The organism is Silvibacterium acidisoli, assembly GCA_022870745.1.
GTDB lineage: Bacteria > Acidobacteriota > Terriglobia > Terriglobales > Acidobacteriaceae > Silvibacterium.
In genome coordinates this window covers 2395348-2418252 of record CP085323.1, presented here as the reverse complement: position 1 = coordinate 2418252, position 22905 = coordinate 2395348, and the positions used below count along the sequence as shown (strand labels likewise).

21 protein-coding genes and 3 tRNA genes are annotated in these 22905 nt (G+C 55.9%); 12 read left to right on the top strand and 12 right to left on the bottom strand.

Annotation, left to right across the window (positions count from 1 at the left end; translation table 11 throughout):
- Nucleotides 1–13 precede the first annotated feature (13 nt).
- From LJD29_RS10065 to LJD29_RS10045, 5 genes are all read left to right on the top strand, one after another.
- On the top strand, nucleotides 14–1123 hold the full coding sequence (locus LJD29_RS10065; RefSeq protein WP_446745625.1) for a dipeptidase: 1110 nt from the start codon (nucleotides 14–16) through the stop codon (nucleotides 1121–1123).
- Between the two features lie 683 nt (nucleotides 1124–1806).
- The gene (locus tag LJD29_RS10060) at nucleotides 1807–5124 is read left to right on the top strand and encodes an outer membrane beta-barrel protein (RefSeq protein WP_446745624.1); all 3318 of its coding nucleotides are present in this window, start codon (nucleotides 1807–1809) and stop codon (nucleotides 5122–5124) included.
- Nucleotides 5125–5208: 84 nt separating this feature from the next.
- On the top strand, nucleotides 5209–6342 hold the full coding sequence (locus tag LJD29_RS10055; protein WP_446745623.1) for a phosphatidylinositol-specific phospholipase C1-like protein: 1134 nt from the start codon (nucleotides 5209–5211) through the stop codon (nucleotides 6340–6342).
- Between the two features lie 120 nt (nucleotides 6343–6462).
- Nucleotides 6463–7164 (top strand): response regulator transcription factor, encoded by a 702-nt coding sequence (locus tag LJD29_RS10050; protein WP_446745622.1) that lies wholly within the window; start codon nucleotides 6463–6465, stop codon nucleotides 7162–7164.
- Nucleotides 7154–8590, top strand: coding sequence for an ATP-binding protein (locus LJD29_RS10045; protein WP_446745621.1), 1437 nt, complete (start codon nucleotides 7154–7156; stop codon nucleotides 8588–8590). The genes LJD29_RS10050 and LJD29_RS10045 overlap by 11 nt, the downstream gene beginning before the upstream one ends.
- Nucleotides 8591–8604: 14 nt before the next feature.
- Here LJD29_RS10045 and LJD29_RS10040 read toward each other — a convergent pair whose 3' ends face one another.
- Nucleotides 8605–9186: a histidine phosphatase family protein gene (locus tag LJD29_RS10040; RefSeq protein WP_446745620.1), complete on the bottom strand. Its 582-nt coding sequence runs from the start codon at nucleotides 9184–9186 to the stop codon at nucleotides 8605–8607.
- Between the two features lie 356 nt (nucleotides 9187–9542).
- On the opposite strand from LJD29_RS10040, the gene LJD29_RS10035 reads away from it, so the two are divergent.
- Nucleotides 9543–12131, top strand: coding sequence for a TonB-dependent receptor (locus LJD29_RS10035; RefSeq protein ID WP_446745619.1), 2589 nt, complete (start codon nucleotides 9543–9545; stop codon nucleotides 12129–12131).
- A 97-nt stretch (nucleotides 12132–12228) separates the two neighbouring features.
- Here the strand turns inward: LJD29_RS10035 and LJD29_RS10030 are convergent.
- The 5 genes from LJD29_RS10030 to LJD29_RS10010 form a co-directional block, all read right to left on the bottom strand.
- Nucleotides 12229–12305, bottom strand: a tRNA-Arg gene (locus LJD29_RS10030).
- Nucleotides 12296–12850, bottom strand: a complete 555-nt coding sequence (locus tag LJD29_RS10025) for a hypothetical protein (protein WP_446745618.1) — start codon at nucleotides 12848–12850, stop codon at nucleotides 12296–12298. The genes LJD29_RS10030 and LJD29_RS10025 overlap by 10 nt, the downstream gene beginning before the upstream one ends.
- Nucleotides 12840–13883 carry a YheT family hydrolase gene (locus LJD29_RS10020; protein ID WP_446745617.1) on the bottom strand — a complete coding sequence of 348 codons (1044 nt, stop codon included), beginning with the start codon at nucleotides 13881–13883 and terminating at the stop codon, nucleotides 12840–12842. The genes LJD29_RS10025 and LJD29_RS10020 overlap by 11 nt, the downstream gene beginning before the upstream one ends.
- The gene (locus tag LJD29_RS10015; RefSeq protein ID WP_446745616.1) at nucleotides 13880–14626 is read right to left on the bottom strand and encodes a DUF72 domain-containing protein; all 747 of its coding nucleotides are present in this window, start codon (nucleotides 14624–14626) and stop codon (nucleotides 13880–13882) included. The genes LJD29_RS10020 and LJD29_RS10015 overlap by 4 nt, the downstream gene beginning before the upstream one ends.
- Before the next feature lie 34 nt (nucleotides 14627–14660).
- Nucleotides 14661–14735 (bottom strand) — tRNA-His (locus LJD29_RS10010).
- Nucleotides 14736–14776: 41 nt separating this feature from the next.
- Between LJD29_RS10010 and LJD29_RS10005 the strand changes: the two genes are divergently transcribed.
- The 3 genes from LJD29_RS10005 to LJD29_RS09995 all read left to right on the top strand — a co-directional run bounded on the left by LJD29_RS10005 (nucleotide 14777) and on the right by LJD29_RS09995 (nucleotide 16741).
- Nucleotides 14777–15319, top strand: a complete 543-nt coding sequence (locus LJD29_RS10005; protein WP_446745615.1) for a DUF4112 domain-containing protein — start codon at nucleotides 14777–14779, stop codon at nucleotides 15317–15319.
- Between the two features lie 47 nt (nucleotides 15320–15366).
- Nucleotides 15367–15443: transfer RNA gene (locus LJD29_RS10000), tRNA-Pro, on the top strand.
- A gap of 86 nt (nucleotides 15444–15529) precedes the next feature.
- A complete protein-coding gene (locus LJD29_RS09995; protein ID WP_446745614.1) occupies nucleotides 15530–16741 on the top strand; it encodes a tyrosine-type recombinase/integrase in 1212 nt (403 codons plus the stop codon).
- Here LJD29_RS09995 and LJD29_RS09990 read toward each other — a convergent pair.
- Nucleotides 16731–17054 (bottom strand): DUF433 domain-containing protein, encoded by a 324-nt coding sequence (locus LJD29_RS09990; protein ID WP_446745613.1) that lies wholly within the window; start codon nucleotides 17052–17054, stop codon nucleotides 16731–16733. The two genes, LJD29_RS09995 and LJD29_RS09990, sit on opposite strands and share 11 nt — an antisense overlap.
- Nucleotides 17055–17209: 155 nt before the next feature.
- Entirely contained in the window at nucleotides 17210–17671 is a 462-nt protein-coding gene (locus LJD29_RS09985) for a hypothetical protein (protein ID WP_446745612.1), read from the bottom strand.
- Between the two features lie 167 nt (nucleotides 17672–17838).
- Here LJD29_RS09985 and LJD29_RS09980 point away from each other — a divergent pair, with 167 nt between their 5' ends.
- Both LJD29_RS09980 and LJD29_RS09975 read left to right on the top strand, forming a co-directional pair.
- Nucleotides 17839–18105: a helix-turn-helix domain-containing protein gene (locus LJD29_RS09980; RefSeq protein ID WP_446745611.1), complete on the top strand. Its 267-nt coding sequence runs from the start codon at nucleotides 17839–17841 to the stop codon at nucleotides 18103–18105.
- 63 nt (nucleotides 18106–18168) lie between these two features.
- Nucleotides 18169–18957: a hypothetical protein gene (locus tag LJD29_RS09975; RefSeq protein WP_446745610.1), complete on the top strand. Its 789-nt coding sequence runs from the start codon at nucleotides 18169–18171 to the stop codon at nucleotides 18955–18957.
- A gap of 395 nt (nucleotides 18958–19352) precedes the next feature.
- Here the strand turns inward: LJD29_RS09975 and LJD29_RS09970 are convergent, their stop codons facing one another.
- The 4 genes from LJD29_RS09970 to LJD29_RS09955 form a co-directional block, all read right to left on the bottom strand.
- A complete protein-coding gene (locus LJD29_RS09970; protein WP_446745609.1) occupies nucleotides 19353–19529 on the bottom strand; it encodes a hypothetical protein in 177 nt (58 codons plus the stop codon).
- Between the two features lie 69 nt (nucleotides 19530–19598).
- Nucleotides 19599–19820, bottom strand: a complete 222-nt coding sequence (locus LJD29_RS09965) for a helix-turn-helix domain-containing protein (RefSeq protein ID WP_446745608.1) — start codon at nucleotides 19818–19820, stop codon at nucleotides 19599–19601.
- Between the two features lie 169 nt (nucleotides 19821–19989).
- A complete protein-coding gene (gene thcA, locus LJD29_RS09960; protein ID WP_446745607.1) occupies nucleotides 19990–20778 on the bottom strand; it encodes a Thoeris type III anti-phage system protein ThcA in 789 nt (262 codons plus the stop codon).
- Nucleotides 20775–22070, bottom strand: a complete 1296-nt coding sequence (locus LJD29_RS09955; protein ID WP_446745606.1) for a toll/interleukin-1 receptor domain-containing protein — start codon at nucleotides 22068–22070, stop codon at nucleotides 20775–20777. Before LJD29_RS09955 ends, thcA begins: the two co-directional genes overlap by 4 nt.
- A 232-nt stretch (nucleotides 22071–22302) precedes the next feature.
- Between LJD29_RS09955 and LJD29_RS09950 the strand changes: the two genes are divergently transcribed.
- Nucleotides 22303–22890 carry a TIR domain-containing protein gene (locus LJD29_RS09950; protein ID WP_446745605.1) on the top strand — a complete coding sequence of 196 codons (588 nt, stop codon included), beginning with the start codon at nucleotides 22303–22305 and terminating at the stop codon, nucleotides 22888–22890.
- The last annotated feature ends 15 nt before the right edge of the window (nucleotides 22891–22905 follow it).

Here is a 22905-nt window from a genome sequence, read left to right as displayed (position 1 = left end):
CATGGAGACAAAAATGAACGGATCAGCCCTGTCGCGTCGCACATTCCTGCAGTCCCTCGCAGCCGCATCCGCCGGCAGTGCGCTGCTTGGCCCCGCTGCCTTGGCAGCCGCGACGGACGATCCTCGCGTTGAGCAGATCCTCGCGAAATACATCTCCATCGACATGCACAATCACGCCCAGGTGCAACTGGATCATCCGCCGCAGCCTTCGGATTCCATACCCGACCTGGGCGGCGCCATCCGGCGGTCGGGATTCACCGCAATCTCCGCCGCGTTCGCGCTCGACTTCTCGAAGCTGGAGCAACCGGGCGATGCCTATGGGCACTTCATGAACGGCCTCGCGTGGCTCGATGAAGAGCTCAAGCATGGGAATATGCGCCGCGCCTTGAACCTGCACGACCTGAAGGCCGCACACGAAAAGCGGCAGCCGACCATTGTGCAGTCCTGTGAAGGTGCGCAGTTTCTCGAAGGCCGCCTGGAGCGAGTGGAGGAGGTCTATAAGCGTGGGCTGCGTCAGCTACAGCTCCTTCACGAAAAAGACGATGTTGTCAGACCGCTGGGCGATGTCTACACCCGGCCCGCGCATCTCGGCGGCCTGACTCCCTTTGGAGCGGACGTCATCCGTGAGTGCAACCGGCTTGGGATTCTCGTCGACCTGGCGCATGCCAGCCCCGAGACGATACAGGGCGCGCTCAAGGTCGCGACGAAGCCCATTCTTGTTTCGCACACCAGCATGGATAAACGTCCCGGAAATAAACCGATTCCCCGCGGCATGGCTCCTCACCTTATCAGTGCCGAGCATGCGCGTGTGGTAGCAAATGCGGGCGGAGTCGTAGGCGTGTGGATCCATGTCGCCGACACCATTGAAGAGTGCGTACAAGGCATCAAGATGATGGTCGATGCCATCGGCGTCGACCACGTGGGCATCGGCACTGACAGCGACATCACCGGGCACCAGGACCAGCCCAACACCAACGAGATCTGGCCGAATCACAACGGAGGACTCTTCCGCGAGCTCGCAGCGGAGATGCTTCGCCAGGGATTCAAACCGGAAGAGATCGGCAAGATCGGAGGAGGCAACTACTGTCGCCTCTTCGACGCCGCGACCGCCGGGCACTCCTGAAGCAATCGCAAGCCACCGGAGAGTAGTGCAGATATCCTGCTCTCATCGCCAGAATGTTCCGGATCGATCTCGAAAATCGATCGATGAATGTGCAGTGACAGGTGAGCGCGTAACGGCCTGCACTAATTCAGGACATCATCGGAGTGCCACGCCAGGTGCTGGCCAGTTGAATTAAATCCCCCGGCGAGAACAATTTCGCAACGTTGCGATCGGCTGCTTTGATCTACCGGAGACAGTAAACCTAGACGTGGTATCACACGCAAATGCGACACAGTCTTGACGCAGAAGAAGAGGACATCGCGGTCGAAACGTTTCGCAGGGCAAATATAAGCGGGTTACAATGCCTCGCTTTGGGTTCAATTCGTTGATTTCATTACCATTGTGCACAGATTCGCTTGCCGTTTGTAATCTCCTTTTCATCGTGCTTCGGTAGCTTGAGATCAGCTGGGCGATCCATTGTCTAAATCGACTGGGGAGCCTTACGATGCGCCTCCGCAAAGTTTGTTAGGCCCGCGGAGGGGCCTGAAACATTCCGAACAACGCAATGCACAGAAACCGCCACCCGCGGGTAGCGAACTTCTGCGCAGAAAAGAGAAGAAGAGTTGCTAGGCAAAAAATGTAGTTCCCTTATACCTGCGAAGCACGGCCGAGGCCGGCTGCTGAGCGGGCTGTTGCTTTTGGGTATGGTCACGACGCTCCCCGTATACGCGCAGTTTGAGACCTCCTCGGTTCTTGGTTATGTGCGTGATTCAAGCGGCGCTGCGATCGCTAACAGCAAGGTGGAACTGATCAACATCGCCACCGGCACAATGGTCACGGTTACAGCCGATGGTCAGGGCCACTATGAATTTACCGACGTTAAGGTCGGCGAATACAAGATCGATTCGTCCGCTGATGGTTTTGCGGAATCCGTTACCAAGCCGTTCAGCGTACAGGTCAATGCCCGTCAACGCGTGGACGTAAGCCTGCAGGCAGGCAGCAAGTCAGAGACCGTCACGGTCAGCGGTGGAGTAACCGCTCTCCAGACTGAGACGAGCGATTCGTCGACGATCATCAACCACTCCGAAGTTGTGAACCTGCCGCTGAATGGTCGCGCTTATGCCGATCTGGCCACGCTGGTCCCTGGTGTACATACCAACGTCCTCGAGAACCAGACGGTAACCAGCCGCGACGCCTCGTTCAACGTGAACGGCCAGCGTTCGGAGTTCAACAACTTCCTGCTCGACGGTCTCGATAACAACGCCTACGGCACGTCGAACCAGGGCTTCTCGAACCAGGCCATTCCTCCTTCCCCGGACGCGATCGATCAGTTCCAGGTGCAGACGAATAACTACTCGGCCGAGTTCGGACGCGCTTCCGGCGCTGTGATCAACGTCTCGATCAAGAGCGGCAGCAATCAGTTTCACGGCAGCGTGTGGGAGTACAACCGTAATACCGACATGAACGCGGAGGGCCCCTTCGTTGCAAAGTCGAAGCCGACCCTGATCCGCAACCAGTTCGGTGGAGCTGTAGGCGGTCCCATCCTCAAGGACAAGCTCTTCTTCTTCGCCGACTATGAAGGCAACCGCCAGTCGCAGGGTTCCTACACCACGGCGACCATCCCGACTTCTAACCAGCTGCAGGGCATCTTCAAGGACAATTCGGGCACTCCGATTCCGCTCCGTAACCCCATCACCGGTACTGTGTACACAAATGGTCAGGTTCCGCAGTCGGACTGGACGCCGCTGGCCAAGCTGGTCTTCGCTGCCCTGCCCCAGCCCAATGCCAACACCACGCAGAATTACGCCACTACCAACTACGTCGGAACCCCTGTAGCAACTCTTACTGACAACAAGGGCGATGGCCGTCTGGACTACTTCATGAGCCCGAGGACCACCATCTTCGGTCGCTACAGCAAGCACAAGGGCGATATCGTCGACGCTTCGTCCATTCCCGGACTGGCTGGCGGCGGCGGCAACGGCACCATCCACGCGTACAACCAGCAGATCGCTGCCGGCGTCACGCACTCCTTCACGCAGAACCAGATTGTCGATGCACGTATCGGATTCACCTGGACGCAGGGTGGCAAAACGCCTTACCTGGCGGGCCAAGAGAGCCTGAATGCGCAGGCTGGTATCCCGGGTCTGCCGACCGATACTTCCGTCATCCGTGCGCTTAGCTCGGAGAATGTGCAAGGCTTTACTTCCTGGGGTGCTCAGAACTCGAATCCGCAGTTCCAGAATCCCTTCGTGATCGATCCGAAGATCAACTACACCTGGTTGAAGGGTCGCCACTCGCTGAAGTTCGGCTGGGAATTCCTCTCACTGAATACCGAAATCGATGACTTCAACCCGGTCTACGGCTCGGAAACCTTCAACGGTGCTTTCTCGAAGTATGGCACCCCTACCAGCAGTGACCCCAACATCTCTACCGAGGTCTCGCAGGCCGCGTACCTCACCGACTTCCTCACCGGTGCCCGTGCAACGTATCAGCTCAACAACCATGTCGTCATCAACCAGCACCAGCGTATGCACTTCTTCTACGCTCAGGACGACTTCAAGGTCGGTCCCAAGCTGACGATCAACGCAGGTCTCCGCTGGGAGCTGGCAACGCCGGCTTATGTGAGCGGCAATCACCTGGCAAACTTTGATCCCGACACGAATACGCTGGTGCAGGCGAAGAGTGGTTCGCTGTATGACCGCGCTCTGGTCAACATGCCGATGAAGGACTTTGCTCCGAACTTCGGTTTTGCCTACCAAGCACGTCCGACGACAGTTATTCGTGCGGCTTATGGCATCAGCTATGACCAGTTCAACCGTGAAGGCGGCGAAAACCTGCTGGCCTACAACGGTCCCTACATCGTCAACTCCTCGATCACGCAGGTAGCGCCGTACGCAGCCTCCGGCACCACGCAACCGCTTTGCACCGATCAGAACTACCAGGGTTGCTTCCGCACGGTTGCCCAGGGCTACCCCACCAACTTTGTAAGTTCGTCCAACTTCAGCACGCTGCTGGCTGAAACCCGTTACATCCCGAAGGACATACCCACCGGTTATGTTCAGAGCTGGCATGTCGACGTACAGCAGGAATTTGGCAAGAACGACACCTTCACTCTGAGCTACGTCGGCTCGCATGGCGTACACCTCTGGGTGCTGGCTGATCAGAACCAGGCTGCTCTCAACGCACCAAATGGTACTTTGAGCCTTCAGGCGCGTCGTCCGATCACCAACTTTACCGGTATCGAAGTTTCGCTTCCGGATGGCTTCCTGCGCTTCAACTCGATGCAGGCGAAGTGGGAACACCGCACCTCGTACGGCCTTTACTTCCTGAACGCGTTTACCTGGGAGCATGCGATCGACAACGCTTCCGGTCACCTCGATACACCGAACGGCGATAACTCCCGCATCGTGCTTGGCAACCCCTCATACAACGTGGGCCAGTCGGCTTATAACCAGCCCATCAACGACACTCTGACCGTTGTGTATGACCTCCCTTATGGCAAGAATCGCCAGTGGGGCGGCGGTGCAAACCGCTGGGTGCAGATGGCCCTGGGCGATTGGCAGGTGACTGCCACCAACACGGCCACCAGCGGCGCGCCGGTCAACCTGACCTACTCGGATAACGCCAGCCAGGACATCAGCGATATCCTCGTCTATCACCCCTACGTCACCGGCAATCCGAAGAACAATAAGAGCGCCTGGACCAAGACGGCAACGTCGCTAAACGGTTACCTGAATTCGAGCACGGTCTCCGTTCCGACCGCCGCGCAGTCTTCGCTTGGCAACTCGGGTCGTAACTCGATCCGTGACCAGGAGTACAACTCGCTCAACCTGGGTCTGCACAAGAGCTTCCAGCTCTGGAATGACCATACGCACTTCGACCTGCGCGGTGAGGCTTTCAACGCCCTCAACCATGTAAACTACGCGAACCCGGATAACAACCGTAGCGATTCCACCTTCGGCAGCATCACCTCAGCCTTCCCTGCGCGTCAGCTTCAGGTTGCAGGTAAGATCACTTTCTAACAGAAACCGTTGTGAAACCCTGGCTCCGCAAAAGATAACCTCTTGTGCGGAGCCTTTTTCTTGTGAACTCGAAAGGATAGTGACGTGGCAAAAGCAGAATGGATGCAACAGGCGTGCGCCATCGCATTGTGCGTGGCAGCTGGTACAGCTATGGCAGCCGCACCGAACGATGACAACGTGCGAATGAATCAGATCCAGGTAATCGGAACGCACAACAGCTATCATGCCGGCTTTGCGCCCAGCGCGGCGAAGATGTGGAAGGAAAAGAACCCCAAGGTTTATGAGGGCTTGAACTACAGCCATCCTTCGCTCACGGCACAACTCGACGGCGGCGTGCGCCAGCTCGAAATCGATGTCTTCGCGGACACGAAGGGCGGTCTCTTTGCGCATCCGTATGGCCAGGAAATGCTTGCGCAGTCAGGGCTCCCGGCCGACCCGCCGTTCGACCCGGACCACGTGATGGACAAGCCGGGCTTCAAAGTAATGCATGTGCAGGACATCGACTACCGCAGCCGCTGCGAACCCTTCACCGCCTGCCTGGCCGAGGTACGCAAGTGGTCGAAGGCCCATCCTCATCACCTGCCGGTCTTCCTGCTCATCGAAACCAAGCGCGGCAAGCTAAAGGTAAACTTCCCCACGGTGACGCCGGAAGAATGGACACCCGAAACCTTCGACGCCCTGGACAAAGAAATTCGCTCGGTTTTTCCTGAGAGCGAACTCATCACGCCAGACGATGTACGCGGAAAGTATGCGACGTTGAACGAAGCGATCCTCGCCGGCAAATGGCCGACCTTGAAAGAGGCTCGCGGCAAGGTCGTCTTCCTGATGGATCAGCGGAATGCAGAGCCCATCTACACCGAGGGTCATCCTTCGCTGAAGGGTCGCGTGCTGTTCACCAACGCGGTTCCCGGCGCGCCGGATGCAGCCTTCACCGAGCAGAACGATGGCACACCAGAAGAAATCGACGCGCTGGTGAAGCAGGGATACCTGGTCCGCACACGTTCGGATGAGCCTGGCAAGCAGGCCCCGGTAAACGATACATCGCGCCGCGATGTAGTGCTGAAGACCGGCGCACAGATCATCAGCACTGACTATCCGGCGGCAGAAAAAGCGCCGTCCGGCTACGAGGTGGAACTGCCCGGAAATGCGGTAGCACGCTGCAACCCGGTACTGAAACCCAATGGTTGCACCGATAGCGATCTAGCCGCGAAGCACTAACCGAAAGAGGGCACGCCACTGAAAACCTGGCGTGCCCTTCTGTATCAGCGATCGATCTGGTCTCTTCTTAACGCAGCCTGCCGGCTTTACCAAATCCCATATTCACATAACTGAAACAACATGGTGGCTTACTGTGAGCTACGCACCATGAATGTTCTGTTGATCGAAGATGACAAACGCATTGCAGGTCTGGTCGAACGAGGCCTGCGCGAAGAGGGGCACAGCGTCTCCGTTTCCTACGATGGAGTTGAAGGCGCTGCAATGATGCTTGCGGGCGAATACGATGCCGCGCTGCTCGACATCTACCTCCCCGGCATGGACGGCTTCCAGGTGCTGGAAACGGTACGCGGACGCCACTGCCGCACCCCGATTCTCATGCTTACCGCGGTAGACGCGGTGCCCAAGGTGCTTCGGGCCTTCGATCTCGGCGTGGATGACTACCTCGTCAAGCCATTTCTGCTCAAGATTCTCATCGCCCGTGTGGGCGCCATAGCGAGGCGGGCACTGCCCGCTCAGAGCTTTCTGCTGCAGGCCGGCGGCGTAACACTCGACCGCCCGCGCCGCCTGGCCACACGCAATGGACGCCAGATTCCCCTTACCCGCAAGCAGACCGAGTTACTCGACGTGCTTATGCGCCGCAGCGGCCTGGTGACCTCACGCGAGGAACTTATCGAGGCTGCCTGGGACGACGCAAACGGAGTAAAGGAAAACACTCTCGATGTTTACATCCACAGCCTGCGCGCGAAGCTCGAAGACCGCTCTGAGACAAAGCCGCTGATTCGCACGGTTCACGGTACGGGGTATATCTTCGTTGCTGAATAAGCTGCAGAAACTTTCGATTCGCGCACGGCTTACCCTGTGGCATCTGGCCGTCATCTTCCTCGGAGCGGTGCTGTTTGGCGTGGTCTCCTATGGCATTCTGAGGCACGGCCTGCTGGTCGAAAAGCAATCGCATCTGCTCGGACGCGAGACGCGCCTTCTCCACATGCTTGAGGCAGATCACGCACAGGGCGTGGGAGATCCGCTTAAGAAACAACTCGCGAACTATGCCCTGGTTACACACGAGGGAAACCTGTTTGAGCTACGCCGCGCCGATAACTCCCTGCTCTTCCCTCAGGCTCCGCAGCTGGCTTCATGGGCCGCGCCTTACAAACATCCATGCACCGAGCGCTCATTCTTCCTAAGGAGCATCGACGGGGGCGTCGCCCTGGTCATGTGCCACCAGGTCGAGATTGCGGGAGAGCCAATGACCCTCTACGTGGGCAGCTCTCTCGAGGAAGAGTTCGACGTACTGGCCGCGTACCAGCGCGCACTGCTGCTGCTCATGCCCGTCATCTTCGTACTTGCCCTGATCTGCGGCTACTTCCTAAGCCGGCGTGCCATGGAGCCTGTCGACCGCATGACCCGCGCCGCGGTCGGCATCGGTATCGGCAACCTCTCTGCGCGGCTGCCCGTTCCTCCCGCGAAGGACGAAGTGCAACAACTCGCCATTGCATGGAACCAGCTGCTTGCGCGTCTGGAGGCGGCGGTCAAGCGGCTCAGCCAGTTCTCCGCCGATGCTTCGCACGACCTCCGCACCTCAATTACGGTGATGCTGGCCACCGCGCAGCTCTCCCTTAACCGCAAACGCACCGACGATGAATACCGTGAGGATCTCGAGCGCATTGCCACCGAATGCCGCACGGCAACCACGCTGCTCGACGCGCTGCTCTCCATGGCCCGCAGCGATAACTTCGTTCACGAGATGTCACTGGAGCGCGTGGATCTCTGCGAGCTTGTTGTAAGCGGATGCCGGCGGGTGGAAGACGTTGCCGATGCGAACCACATCATGCTGGACTGGAGCCTGCCAGTCGAGTCCGTTCACATTGAAGGCGACAAGCTGCTTCTGCAACGATTGCTTGGCATCCTGCTCGACAACGCCATCAAGTTCACACCCGAATTCGGTGAAGTATCCGTCGCGCTCGATGCGGAGAAGAATCACGCGCTGCTGCGCGTGAAAGACAATGGAATCGGAATGTCGCAGGATACGCGGCGGCAGATCTTCGATCGCTTTTACCAGGCCGACCTGCGCGAGCGCACCATGAAAGCCGGCATGGGGCTCGGCCTTTCCATCGCGCGGTGGATCGCCGATGCCCATCGCGCGGAGCTGACCGTGGAGAGCACTCCACTTCAGGGTTCGGTCTTCACCATCCGTGTTCCACTGGTACGGAGTGATGACTCAGAACGCGCTCTCCAAAGCCACTCGTAAAGCCTTTCGCGAATTCAGGGCAGCAGCGCCGGCTCCTGTATGCGCTGCTCCCCGGCTAGCCGGCCCTGCTTGTCATAGCGCAGAACCAGCACCCAATCATAGGTATCGTCTGGCCATTTCGAGCCAGGAATCAGCTGCGCCGGATCGCCGCCCAACGCTGTTACCAGCGCGGGAATCTTGCCGTGCCGCCATGCAATCAGAATGTGATCGCCATGCGGTGAAGAGCGCAGATTCGCCGCGAGCGCATCCGGCGCTTCGGTCTCAAAGTCCGTGTTCAAAGGAAGATGCAGCGCTTGGCTGAGCGGCTCCAGCGTCAAGCGCGGGCGCATGCTGTTTTTGGAATCGTGCCCCGCGTAAAGAGCGTTGATCGCAAAGGGCCTGCCGTCAAGATGGAACGGCGCAAAGTAGTGCGCGTAGGCCTGCGCACGCGCGAATCCTTGAGGGGTAAGGCTGGGGCCTTCCTTCGGCTTTTCCGCGTGACGCACGATCAGGACCGTCGTATTGGCAAGCTGATCCTGCGCCCAGGCATTGGCAGAAGCACAGAAAGCAAGAACGAACAGCAACGAGGAAACAAATGAACGCAGGGCTGGACGCATATGTGCACAGCCTGACATGGGCGGACGGTATCGCGCAACCATGGGCGAAAACCCGCTACCAGACCTGAAAGAGTTCTTAAGAACGGTGGCAATGAAACCTCGTGCGGGCAGGATATCTTGCCGCCCTTATCGGAAGCGGAACGCCCTTCCTCCCCATGGTTTCGCGTGCCGAAGTGGCTGCTCTTCCGGGATTTTTCATTGTTTCGGCGGAAGCGGATCAGAAGCCCGAGAGATCTTTCGAGCTGCGGCCATCGCGGACGAGTCCACCCAGCCAACTCTTGTAACGGTTTGTTTACACACCCCGGATACGTTGTGCCGAGACCGTGGCTCTCACCGGTCACCTTTTGGAGGAAGACTTGATACGCATCCCTGGACGCAGATCCTTTGCATGGACTGGCACCGCAACGGCAATCCTCGCTGCCTCATCGCTGCTCATGGCACAGACCGCGACCGGTGGCTCGATCACCGGCTCGGTGATGGACGCGCACGGAAACGCCATTCAGAAAGCGGAGGTTCACATCCGCAACCGTGCCACTGGCACCGATCAGCAGGTGGTCACCGACGATCAGGGCCGCTTCTACGCAACCGGAGTAGCCGACGGCAGCTATGACATCACCATCTCGGCACAGGGTTTCCAAAGCGTCACGCAAAGCCAGGTCTCACTCAATGGCGGCAAGTCATTGCACGTCCCCGTACAAATGAAGGTCGCTTCGTCATCCGAGAACGTGGAAGTGCGGGCCCTCGCCGGCGATTCGCTCGCCGCACAGGAAGGTCTTTCCCAGGGTTCGCTGGACACGGAAGCCCCGAAGTCCGAAATCGGCAGCAAGTTCATTCGCGAATTCACGCCGCCAACCTCGGATTACACAGAGATCATCCAGATCGCCCCCGGCACCTTCAGCTACAACTCGAACGGCATCGGCCTCGGCCAGGGAACTACCTACTTCCGCGGCTTTCCTGACGGCGACTACGACATCACCTGGGACGGCATTCCTTTCGACGATACGAACACGCCGACCCATCACTCCTGGGCCTTTTTTCCGGGTCTATGGATCGGCAGCGTGGACTTCGACCGCAGCCCGGGAACCGCTTCCACCATCGGCCCCAGCACCTTCGGCGGCTCTATCAACCTGATCTCCCCCGATGTTCCGCAGGAGCAGTCCATACAGCCGCAGGTTTCCTATGGCTCCTTCAATACGCTGCTGATCGACGGCAAATACAGCACTGGAATGATCGGGCCAGGTAAGAAGATCGGCCTGACTCTCGACGTGCATCGCATGACCTCGGATGGCTTCGAGACCTACAACACGCAGGAGCGTGACGGCGGCGACATCAAGGTTCTCTATAACCCTTCCGATAAGACCACCATCACCGGTTATAGCGGCGTCATCCGCCTTTATAACAACACGCCCAACAATCCGCCTCTGCGCGCCCAGGTCGAAAACTACGGATGGAACTACCTGCTGCAGAAGAACGATCCGACGAGCGCTTTCTATCAGCCTTATAACTACTACAGCGTGCCTACCGATTTCGAATACGTCGGCGTCCGCTCCTTCCTGGGCCGCGGCTGGATGATCGACGCAAAGCCATATACGTACAGCTACAACAACGCGCAGTACTACGCGAACGACAACCCCAACGACACAACGGGTCTGGCGACTGGCCCCAACAGTTCCACCGGCTTCATCACTGAAGCGAACTGCTCTACCCCGAAAACGAAGAAGGGCTATTCCTATCTGCCCTGCGCTGTCGACAAGCTCAACAGCTACCGCAAATACGGTGAAACAGCCACCGCCAGCCAGATTTCGAAATATGGCGTCTTTCGCACTGGCCTCTGGTACGAATGGGCTACGACCAACCGCTACCAGTTTCCATCAAACCCGCTGACTCATGAAGACCAGGCGCTGCCGAACTTCCACGAGCGCTTCTACACCAATTCCTACAACCCGTTCATCGAGTACGAGTGGCATGCCACAAAACGGCTGACCATCACCGCGGGTGACAAGGAAGCCTATTACACGATGAATCTCACCCAGTACGCCGACGACGGCAAAACAGTCGGTAAGCTGAACGGCGCGACATCGATCACCTCCTTCGGCGGCTTCGGCAGCAACCTGCCGTCAGCAGAAGGCAACTATCGCATCCTCAGGAACTGGTCCGCTTACGCTCAGTTCGGCAAGGGAGCAGAGATTCCTCCCAGCTCTACCTTCGATGTGGCCGGAGGCGGTCAGGAAGTAAGCCAGCTCCCGAAGCCGACCCAGACCACCACCTATCAGGCCGGCACGGTTCTGAAGACAAACCGCTTCACCCTCGATGCCGATGTATTCCGCGTCAAGTTCCAGAACAACTACATTTCTCTCGCCGTCGCGAACCCTAATAACCCGGCCTACGATAACAACGAGTACTACCTCGGACCCGACTCCATCACAAAGGGATTTGAAGCCGAGACGAATGTCGCCGTCGGATATGGATTCCACGTCTACGCCAACGGCACGGTGAATAAGGCCACCTACACAGGCACGGGTGTTCCTTCAAACCTCTATGTTGCGGATACGCCCTCTTATACCCAGTCGCTGGCTGTGACCTACCAGGACCACGGCTTCGATGTGGGCGTCATCGAGAAGCGTGTCGGCGATCACTACAACGACAACGGCAGCTTCCATAACCAGGTCTACGACCCGGCCTTCAGCAATGTAAATCTCATGCTGAACTACACCATCCGCAAGCACTCGTTCTTCGATGAGTCGAAGATCGGGTTCAGCATCAACAACCTGTTCAATGACGAAAGCATTCTCGACGTAGCCTCGAGCAACGGCGCGACAGCCGTCAACGGATCGAGCTACATCGCAACCACCGCGGCATCGCCGCTCGATCAGCTAAGCCTGACCTCGGGGCGCAGCTATATGGTCACCTTCCGCATGGGCATCTTCCCCAACCGCGGAAAATAACCTTACGCACAAAAAGCAAAGGGCCTTCGATAAATCGAAGGCCCTTTGCTTTTGAACTGCGCATTACCGTGAAAACTTCGCACTTCGCGGATTTTGCTGGTAGGCGAGACAGGGATCGAACCTGTAACCCCCGACTTAGAAGGTCGGTGCTCTATCCAATTGAGCTACTCGCCCGCCCTGATAAGGAGTGCTGCGGCTATTGTAGCGTCTACAGCGCGTCGCAGCACAGCCTTCCATCGCTCTTCGGCGGCCACCGCATCGGCTCCGCAGCCTGTGACGTAAAGCGTCATGCCGAAGCCGTCTGCCCCGTCAATCCAGGCGCCGCGCAAAATGCAGTCAACGCGTCCGTTCTTCAGCGGTTCCTTATGGAGAGCGGCCACCAGCTTCCGGGCAATCGCTTCGTAGACGCCAAATGATGGGGCGTCGCGCAGCATCACATCGATGTACGAAGCGAGGGCCACCTGCGCGTCATGAGGCCCGGCATCGAACTCATACCCATCGACCGGCTCTTCCGCCAGCCACACATCGCACTTTGCCGTCACCAGCGACGACTCCGCCGCATTCAACCTTTGCAGTGCCTCCGCAAGGGCGGGATGGCGGACCGCTTCTTCGATCCGATCGATCGCCGAAGCATCCTGCCGAAGATCGACATAGCCGCTCCACGGCAGCTCGATCTTCGGCAGGTCTTCGCCGATTTCTGCTTCCCAGTCAGCTTCCACTGGCGTGTTCCAGCAGATAGCCAAGCAGCGTTGTCTCGGCCCAGCGCCCATCATCGTTTGCGCCCGAAGCAAGAAACGCGCAGTGACCACCCTTCTGCGTCTCGATCAGAGTCACTGCAGGATTCGTCTCCAGAGCCATGCGGGTCTCAGGCAGCATGCGGATGAACGGGTCATCGAGCGAATGAATGATGAGAGTGGGCACGTGAAAACTAGCGGCATACTGCGAACTGGCGACGCTGTAGTAATAATCGTCGGCATCGGCGAAGTTCCCATAGCGCGCTACGATGTGCTGATCGAAGTCGCGCATGGTTTTGATCTTGTCGATCGCCGCATCCGCATAGAGCCGGGGATACATCGCGGCCTTGCGGCGCAGGCGCCCCGTCATCGACCGTAAAAAGTGCCATTCATAGATACGATTTTGCGGCTCGTGCAATGCAGCCGAGGATACGGCAAGATCCATCAGCGGAGAGACACCCACCGCGGCTTTCACCTGCGGCACGCTTCCGTCAGCTGCCTCGCCCAGATACTTCAGCACCAGGTTGCCGCCCATCGAATAACCAACCAGCGCGATCGATTCCAGCTGATGCTGCTCGACGATCGCACGCACAACAGCGGCGACATCTTCCGATCGTCCAGAGTGATAGATCGTGGGAGAAATCTCATCCGTGCCGCCGCAGCTGCGCATGTTCATACGAACGACGTTGCAGCCGGCAGCAAGCGCACGCGCGGTATTGCCCAACACGTAGCGGGAGTTGGACGATCCTTCCAGCCCATGCACCAGCACCATCGTCAGCCGCTGCTTGCGAACCTCTTCCGGCTGCCAATGGCAATCGCACGCGACGAGCGTGGAGCCATAACCCGCCACCGGCCCTTCGACCTCCACCAGCATTCGTTGCGGCTGAGGAAGCGTGATATCGCGGCGCAGAAAGTTTCCGGCCAGCGTCTGCAGGTGCGCATTCGCAAGGAAGCGGCGCGGCCTGAAGTCAGTAAGCCACTGCCGGAGACTCTGTTCTGTGAGAAGTGTGCTGCTCATTTTGTCTGAAGTCTTTCCGTCACATGCAGCGCACGCAAAGCGCCGGTTGGTTCTTCTTCATGCTTGAAGTACGCAAACACATCGCCCCTCACTGCGTCCGACCGCAGCTTTCGCTCGATAGCGGCCAGGTCGTTATCCGAGTATTCCGACTTGCGCAGGCGATAGCAACTGAAGCCAGCGGTAGAAATAGCCGGAGTCGCCAGCTCGTCGCTTTCGGCCACGCACAGCGCAACGCCATGCTCTCGCAGCAGTGCGTAGGTCTCTTCGCTAAACCACGATTCATGCCGAAACTCAAAGGCCAGCCGCCAGCCCTCGCTCGCAGCTTCCGAAAGAAAAGCTGCCAGCCGTTCGAAGTCGGCCTTCATATTCGGAGGCAATTGGAAAAGGATCGCGCCCAACCGGCTGGCATCCGCTACAGGCCGTATCGCGGCGTAAAACTCTTCGAGCGGCTTCGCACAGTTTTTCAGGCGCAGAATATGCGTGATCCTCTGCGGGGCCTTGAACGAAAACCGGAAATCTTCGCTAGTTGCCGCCAGCCAACCCTCTACAGTTTTCTCAGAAGGCAAACTGCGGAAGGTGTAGTTGACCTCGACGGAATTGAGGCGAGCTGCATAGAATTCCAGCAGGCGCTTCGTCGGAGCGGTTGCCGGATAAAAGTCGGGTTTCCAGGAGGGATAAGCCCAGCCGGAACAACCGATATAGATTTTTCCTGGGTTTTTGCCACGCCGGGCGACGCTGCTCACAGGCTGGTCAGCCGCGGGCGATAGCCCTGTTGTATGGGGCGGCTAGCGGGGATCGAACCCGCGACATCCGGTGCCACAAACCGGCGTTCTGCCGCTGAACTATAGCCGCCATACAGAGTTAGATTGTAGCATCCAAACCACTACAAGGACATGTCCAGCCACCCAGAACCCGAGATTCTTGAGCCGGAAGGCCGTTCCGTCAGCTCTTTTTCAAGGCGTCCCTTTTCGCGCGCCAGCGGCCGCTGGTTCTCCGACGAAAATCTTGACCTGCTCTCACATCTGCTGGACGACTGGTTCCGCATCCCCGGCACTTCCATCCGCTTCGGCCTCGACGGCATCATCGGCTTTGTTCCCGGACTGGGAGACGTGCTCTCCGGCCTCGCCTCCTGCATCCTCATCGTCGCTGCCTGGCTACGCGGCGTGCCTTATATCGGACTGGCGAGAATGGTCGTGAACCTCGCGATCGACGTCCTTATCGGAGCGATACCCTTCCTCGGCGACATTTTCGACATCGCCTGGAAGGCAAACCGCAGGAACTATGCCCTCATGGTGCGGCATCTCGCTGAACCCCGCCGCCACACCTGGAAAGATTTCATCTTCCTTGGACTGGTGCTGGCCATTCTCGCCGCCATCTTCGCGTTACCCGTACTGGTATTGATCTGGCTGGCAGAGTGGCTGCGGCTGCACTACTAGCAAACACAGCCAATCCGCCGGCTATCCTGCGATACAATCGGAAAAGTCGGGGCGTAGCGCAGTCTGGTAGCGCATCTGCTTTGGGAGCAGAGGGTCGGGGGTTCGAATCCCTCCGCCCCGACCATCTAACCTATTTCCCATCAATACTTTTGACCGAGTGTGGGAGGGGTGATACGAAAAGTGATACGAACTTTGCCGTGGGAAGGTCCCATGCAGGTGAATATCACCAAACGTGTCGACACCCCGGAGGGCAAGCGCTATTGCCCGGTCGTCGTCGGTTCTAACGGCCGCATCAAACCCGATTCAGTGATGGTCGATGGGCACCAAGAGAAGCATCCCGAAGGTGCTTACTACCTTGACTGGACCGAGGACGGAAAGCGCACACGCGTCTCGGTTGGCAGCGACGCGACCGCCGCTTACAACTGTCGAGTTCGAAAGCAAAGAGAGCTGGATGCACTCGCATCGGGGCTTGTCGTTGCCAATCCCATTGATGATGACTCTCGTCTGCGAATCAGTTCTGCGGTAGATGACTTTCTCGAAGAGATCCAACTCAGCAGGCACAGAAAAACCTGGATCGGATACCGCGTCTCCTTGCGGTATTTTCAGGAGTCCTGCGGCAAGAGATTTTTGGATGAGGTCGAGCGAAAAGATCTCCTACGTTTTGCTGCTTTCCTCCGCGATACGAAGAAGCTCTCGCCGCGAACCGTACACAACAAGTTTGCCGATGTGCTCACCTTCCTGCAGACTCAGGGCGTGCCGAAGCTGATCGGCAAGAATGACCATCCTCGCTTTATCGAGCAGGAGGTTTCGATCTATGAGGAAGAGGAACTGTCGAAGCTCCACGCAGTCTGCTCGTCGTATCACAGCACGCTCTACGACTTCTTTTTGATGAGTGGCTTTCGAGAGCAGGAGGCCATGCACGTCACCTGGAATAATGTCCGCTTCAACGCCAACATCATCGAGATGCGCTGGAAGCCACAGTTCAACTGGACACCGAAGGCCTATAAAGAACGGGAAGTTCCTGTGCCGGACGAACTGCTCGCGATACTTGAAGCTCATCGCAAGTCCCTGCCTACATCACGCGCGTCGGCCCATTCGTTGGTCTTCAGCACTGCAAACAATTCACGCGACAAGCACATGCTGCGTGCTCTCAAGCGAAATGCCAGGAAAGCCACGTTGAACCCCGATGAGTTCTGGCTCCACAAGTTTCGGGCGACCTTTGCGACGACTCACCTGCAGGCTGGTGTCGATCTCAGAACGGTAATGACCTGGATGGGGCAAACCAATCTGGAGAGCATCATCCGCTATCTAAAGCCGGCCAGAAATCAAGCCATGATCGAGAAGGTAAACGTGAGCTTCGCCGCTCACAAGAGAATGCGGCCGCATCTATCGACTGAGCCAAGGGAAATCGCTATGAGATAGTCTTGTCGAGACTATCGCTCGATGAACGCAAAGACAGTCGCGCCCTCTTCAGCACTTTCACGTGCTTAAGATCGACAAAAGACTCCTTTGGTCTTTTCGGAGCAGGAAACGTCTGTGCATAGACTGATGCGAGTTCAACGTGTCTTTGCTTTACGCTTGGATAACACTTCAATATCTCGTCTACAGGAGTTCCTGCGTCAAATAAGGCGGCGATGTCATGGACCGGAACACGAGTACCTTTGATCACCGGGGTTCCGCTCAGAATCTCGGGGTCTTCAACTACGATTGCACGAGCTTCTTCTAGTCGATCCATATACGCTCGGCTCCCCCTTGAAAGAAGATTGTAGATCACGAGATTGTGAATACATGCAGTTTCGTTTTGGCTCTCATGACGCTCCAGATCGGGTGAAGGGCCGCGCTGCTGAGGCCAACATGCGAGATGTCATGCAATCCTTTAAATTGGCTACATCATGAGACGTACGTTCCCTTGCGCTTCTCGAGCGCTTTCATGAGATCATCGCAGCGATCCAATGCGTCTTTGGGGGCTATGGGTTTGATGCCCTTGTCCCCAGACTCAACGATCCATCCATTGGGATAGTGAAACCATGCAGCGATCTTCCATGTGTCAGCAACAGGACCGAAGGCCGCAAGAACATCCCTGATTAAGGGAAACGGTTGATAGGCAGCATCAAATTCATAACAGGGAAAATACTCCTTCCCCTCAAATGTGACACTGAAGATTCTGCCCTGCTGCTTCCAGTCGTCGGCAGGAAGCGACTGGTTTGAGGGAGGCTCCTCCTGTAGTTGATTCAGTATCTCGGCCGTAAGCCATTTCTCTCCTTTGAAGATTTCCTGAATGCTCTGTAGCCGTTGCAGGCTCTCCTCTATCAATCCGTGATTGGGTTTGATGTCGGCTTTACTCGTATTCATAGGTCAAGGCTACCTGTTGCGTTCCCATCGGTAAAACCTGAAGGAAGGGCGCGCCAAAAACCCTTTTGAGGCGTCCTCCTCGCCCATTTGTCGCTTGAATTTGACCGAATTTCCATGCGGTGAGATGTTCTCCAAACCTTACTTCTCGTGAGGACTACGGAGGAAGAATGATCTTAGCCGAAATTGTTGAAAGTAAGAAAGAAGCTCTCCGCGCCGCGGAGGTCGCTCGAATCCTGGATGTCTCGGTCAAGAAGGTCTACAGAATGGCCGCGAGGGGCCAAATCCCTTCTCTTAAGATCTCAAGCTCAATACGATTCGATCCTCATGATATTTCTGAATGGCTTAAAAGCCAATCCCGTATGGATCATATGCAGCCAATCTCACGTTCGATCCAACTGAAGGGGCGTATTAGCCAGCGTCGCGTATATCGATAGCCCGGGCCAGAATCGATTGGGTACTGCTGTGAACCATCGCCCAATGTATGCCTTGCAGGACATTTGACCGAATTTCGAAATGGAGGCAATATCTTCGCCATGAAAATTACTTCGGATCAACTCATCGCCGACTATCCCGCTCTGCAGGTACGCAATTTTATCCGCAGATATCGTTTCACTTACTTTCAGCCGTCAGAGGCCGAGGAGGGCTTGAATCTCCGTTCGACTGAGGCGGAACGCTTTATTCACAACATGATCGACATCGGATATTTGAGCGTGGCTAATCTCCATGGAGCAGTGGATGGGCCTGCATATGAGGTCACCAGGCAAGGCCAGAAGTTAGCAAGTGCGTCAGCCGCAAGGCCCATTACACGCAAAACGGCTGAACGACTCCTCCAGGAGTTCATGAACCGCGTGTGGCAGGCTAACGATAAAAAGATGTTTGCCTACAAAATCGAGAGCGTAGTTCTTTTTGGCAGCATGCTTTCAGACAAGGAGCGTTTGGGGGATATCGACATTGCTCTGGAGTTGCAGCCTGTAACCACCAATCAAGAGGAATTTCAAAAGCTCTATCAAGCCCGATATCGTTTTTCATACGGTCCTAGGCGGAAGCTGAGTTCGGACTTCGAGAAAGCTGCTTGGCCAATGCTTGAAGTTCATTTCTTTCTAAAGAACTACTCGCGTAGCTTTAGCTTGCACGCTCTGGAAGACTTAGGGGCATTGGAGGGAGTTCACTATCACATTCTGCTTGGAGAACGCAGTAGGCTAAAAAAGCTAATCCCATTTGGGATTGAAAGCAATTTCCGGAGGATGAAACTAATTGAGCATGAAAAACCTGAATTCGCGCAGTAGCCGGAAATAGCTTTCGGATACTGCGAAAAATCAACTGGAAGGAGACTCTCTCAGCGCTTCAGACGGCGTGGACCTAATCAATCACAACAATGTGAGATCTGTAATCCACAAGCATAAGCGAGAATTTAGGTGCTCTCTGGTTTCGCCTGATTTTCGCGTGCGAGAGAGCGTGGCCCTGAAAAGGCCGGCGTCGAAGACCCGGATTCTCCGCAAAAAAAAGCAAGTAAGTCCTTATATTTCTATGGGAAACCTAGTTTGTCCGAAATCTACCGGCATTCCTATAAAATCGCAGGCGTGTTCGCTAAGTTATTTAGAATCAGTATCGCAATTAACGGGCAAATCATTACCGCAAATTTCAGATGTCCTGAGTGGTACTGCGAGGTATCAGCTAGGGTCTAGAATGTGCCCTTATTTTTCCCCTGCTCGGCAATCTTTTTGCACCTGCGTTCATAGGTCTCTTGAAGGGCCTTCAGCGCCATTTCGGCTTCAGCATAAAACGTCGATCCTGGTGAGGGGGACTGTAGCGGTGCAGAGACTACGACCTTTGTCAGGATCGACTTGTCGGTATTCATGTCATTGCCGCATTCCGAACGCGGCAATGACATGAACGCCGTTTAGGTGAAGTTCGGATTCACCTTTCCCTAATCGAGAGTCTCTACGGTGTTTTGTTCGATAAAAAGATCCAAAGCTTTTATGTCGAACCGTAATGAGCGGCCAATTTTGACGAAGGGAATTTCCCGTAAACTTCTCTTCTTATGAAGAGTATTAACGGTAGAACCCAGGTATTGAGCAGCCTCGTTTACATTCAGGAGCCGTTTCTTGACGACAGCATCAGGTGCTGTTTCTTGCGATTTTCTTGACAAAACTTTGCGTTTTCCTCCAATTAATTGTCGAGCTTGCTCATGCCCCGATCTAGGGCAACGCTTTATAGGATACGATTCGAGTCTGCTGAAAAGTAATCCACAACTGACTTACGAGACGTAATGTTGATTTGCAGCGTCATTCTGCTGGTCAACGACGTCGCTCATCGTGTCAGTTCTGATTTGAAATCTCTTCCACGATCGTTTGCATGACTAGCGGATAAGGGATAAGTGCGCGATGTTCCGTATCTTGAACAGGGGTATTTCTGGGCCGCAGTTCCGCCCGAAGCTTCTCAACGCGCTCAATGATTTCTGTATCGATTAATCGCACATTTCCTGGGTAGGAATCACGCAGTAATCTAGCTGCGCCGCCGGTTCGCTCTAGTACATAAATCGGTGTTTGCGGTCGCCTTTCCAGCATCATCTTGACTTCGGATTCGACACCCTCCATACCTCCGATGCATACCATCGCGTCTGGAGCGCTCTGATCGAGCATTCTCGCGCGCATCCTTTCCATGCTTTTGGGGCAGGGAGTCTCATCGTCCTCCGACTTGGGATCATATCGTTCTTCGTCGACGGGTTCGACCCACGTAATAGACGCATGGCCGAGCCTATACATGAGTAAAGTCTCGTCGGGAAGATATCCATCGAATGCTCGGGACTGAAAAATCTCTATCGGGGCGGCATGGCGCTCTTCCACGCTTTCTGCGAGTCTAGGTTCTCGATACTCGCCTACCACCATTGCTACCAGTGGGGATATTGCGGGATGCCCACCAAACACCAAACGTCCACCTTCACTAAACACAGCTCGGGCAAGGCTTATGACTGCCTGTTCAATTTCGAATGCCGCGTCCGGCACCCTGAGAAACCGTTTTGCACGTTCAAGCTTTGGAATACTAGCCGAGAGAAAGATTGTCTTTCCACGGAGACTGTGCCCGACTTTCTTGAAGGAAGTTGTCATAACGTTCCCTTAGCAATTGCTTCGGCAGCTTTCTTAAGCTGTCCTTCTTCGATCATCGTGATCTGGGACAAACCAGCTAGCCAAGTCGTTTGTTCGAGGCGTGCTGGCTCCATGAGTCGCGAAAGACCTATTACCACACCCTTAACCGGTGGAACTGTTGATCCGTGAACGCTGTGAAAATCTAAGAGTTCTGGGGGACGTGGAGTAAGCCAGACCAAGTATTCGGTACCCTTTTTCGAGGTCACTGGCACCATTCCGCGCGGCGTTAATGCCGCGAGAACCACCCCTTCGGAGGCTAAAGCTCCTTCGAGCGAGTCGTGCAAGATTTGACGACGTCGAATGAGAGCCCGATCATGCTCAGCCTTTGCGCGATCGACCACTGCGGTGAGAACACCTTGAACCAATTCGGACGTGGAGGAAAAGGCTCCACTCTGGAAATCAGAGTCTGAAACAGACATGCGGACTGACGGGTCAATTCCTGGAACCATCACGCCGTTTGGCATGTGGAGGGCGAAAACCCCGAGCGAGCACGTCTTCGCCACATTAATCTCGTATATTGTCCAATCTGATCCGAGGATGTCTGCTGACTCAATGAGCAACACCATCGATTTGTCGCCGAGCTCTTGTGTGAGTCTCGCCTGAAAATTGACGCCAGGGGGAATGCGAAAATGATCGAGGAAGGTTTCAAAACCCGCGTGCGAAAGCGCATCAAACAGTTGCATCGCTAGCGCTGCCGAATCCTTCTGTCGATAGCTTATAAAGATTCGGGGACAAGAAGGTGTCAGGTTCGACAGGCTTAGGATCGTTGGGAGCGTCTGCCCTATGTGTGTTGACCAGAACTCCACGTTGATGTGATGGAGAGCCGACGGCAGCAAGGCGCTTACAGAAATTCTGACCGCTTTACGGAAGATCGGTAGAATTCGATAACTGGGATCCCCATTCAGCCACGTCGTGTAATACGACTGCATCGATAGAGGCTGCGACACATCCCCGACGATCACCAGAACTTTTTGACAGTCGGGCTCCTGAAGCGCGTGACAGTGGTCAGGAGCACCGGCGAATCCGCCACATGGAGCGGGAACTGCCTTTAGGCTGGGTGAAAGTGCCTGCAATCGGCTGAGAAAATCGTTGCGCAAGGAGGAGAGATCGGTTCTCGCACTCGAAGTGCCGGCAGAACAGAAGACCAGAAAGACGGGGTTGACGACCGGAATACCGACGAAGCCGAGGCATTCGAAAGTGCCGTCCGGCTTTTCACACTGAAAAATCAGTTGTGCGCCACCTTGAAGTGCCATGATACCGCCTTGGAAATTTCCTCGTTTAACGGTTGGAAGCCCGGAAGACATTTGGAAACCGTAGCAGGATCACGTCCTTTCGGGTAAGTACCGGCGATTCGCCCGAACGTGACCATGCCTGTCTATGCGACGATGAACACCATGATACGTTCTTCCGAGGAAACGGTGCCATCGAGAAGCCTTCACATGCCAATGACCAACACAGAGGACTGATTGAATTAGAAAGACGACCATGGCGAATCGAGTGTTCTTCAGCTTTCACTATCAAGATGTGATCGATTTTCGTGCAAACGTGGTTCGCAATCATTGGTTGACGAAACCTGACCGCGAGGTCGCAGGTTTCTACGACGCGTCGCTTTGGGAGCGAACAAAAAGCCAGGGCGGTGACCCTGCACTAAAGCGGCTCATCAATGAAGGCCTGGAAAATACCTCTAATTCTTGCGTTTTGATCGGTTCGCAGACTTGGTCCCGGCCTTGGGTTCGGTATGAAGTATTGAAGAGTTTCAAGCGTGGAAATCATGTCTTCGGCGTTCACATCAATTCCATAAAGGGGCGGGACGGCTTGACCAAATCTCTCGGCCCGAACCCCTTCACATATGTCGGTGTGAGATTCTCCGACGACGGTCGCGAAGCGACCCTATGGGAGGTTGTCAACGGAAACTGGGTTCGTTACGAAAAGATTGACGGGGCGGCGACATACGCCTGTAATCAAGTTTCAGATCCGTACGGCGGCAAAGGCTTCAACTTCTCAAACTTTTATTCGGTGTATGACTGGAGTTCGAACGACGGCTTCAATAATTTTGCAAATTGGGTGAAATAGAGGTCAGCCTGGTCA

Bases quoted from the DNA above. Each gene is read 5' to 3' on its own strand.
- LJD29_RS09995 (WP_446745614.1), top strand. From the start codon at position 15,530: ATGCAGGTGAATATCACCAAACGTGTCGACACCCCGGAGGGCAAGCGC.
- LJD29_RS09980 (WP_446745611.1), top strand. From the start codon at position 17,839: ATGATCTTAGCCGAAATTGTTGAAAGTAAGAAAGAAGCTCTCCGCGCC.
- LJD29_RS10040 (WP_446745620.1), bottom strand. From the start codon at position 9,186: ATGCGTCCAGCCCTGCGTTCATTTGTTTCCTCGTTGCTGTTCGTTCTT.
- LJD29_RS10005 (WP_446745615.1), top strand. From the start codon at position 14,777: ATGTCCAGCCACCCAGAACCCGAGATTCTTGAGCCGGAAGGCCGTTCC.
- LJD29_RS10050 (WP_446745622.1), top strand. From the start codon at position 6,463: ATGGTGGCTTACTGTGAGCTACGCACCATGAATGTTCTGTTGATCGAA.
- LJD29_RS09985 (WP_446745612.1), bottom strand. From the start codon at position 17,671: ATGAATACGAGTAAAGCCGACATCAAACCCAATCACGGATTGATAGAG.
- LJD29_RS10065 (WP_446745625.1), top strand. From the start codon at position 14: ATGAACGGATCAGCCCTGTCGCGTCGCACATTCCTGCAGTCCCTCGCA.
- LJD29_RS09950 (WP_446745605.1), top strand. From the start codon at position 22,303: ATGGCGAATCGAGTGTTCTTCAGCTTTCACTATCAAGATGTGATCGAT.
- LJD29_RS10060 (WP_446745624.1), top strand. From the start codon at position 1,807: ATGGTCACGACGCTCCCCGTATACGCGCAGTTTGAGACCTCCTCGGTT.
- LJD29_RS09955 (WP_446745606.1), bottom strand. From the start codon at position 22,070: ATGGCACTTCAAGGTGGCGCACAACTGATTTTTCAGTGTGAAAAGCCG.
- thcA (WP_446745607.1), bottom strand. From the start codon at position 20,778: ATGACAACTTCCTTCAAGAAAGTCGGGCACAGTCTCCGTGGAAAGACA.
- LJD29_RS10020 (WP_446745617.1), bottom strand. From the start codon at position 13,883: ATGAGCAGCACACTTCTCACAGAACAGAGTCTCCGGCAGTGGCTTACT.
- LJD29_RS09970 (WP_446745609.1), bottom strand. From the start codon at position 19,529: ATGAATACCGACAAGTCGATCCTGACAAAGGTCGTAGTCTCTGCACCG.
- LJD29_RS09990 (WP_446745613.1), bottom strand. From the start codon at position 17,054: ATGGATCGACTAGAAGAAGCTCGTGCAATCGTAGTTGAAGACCCCGAG.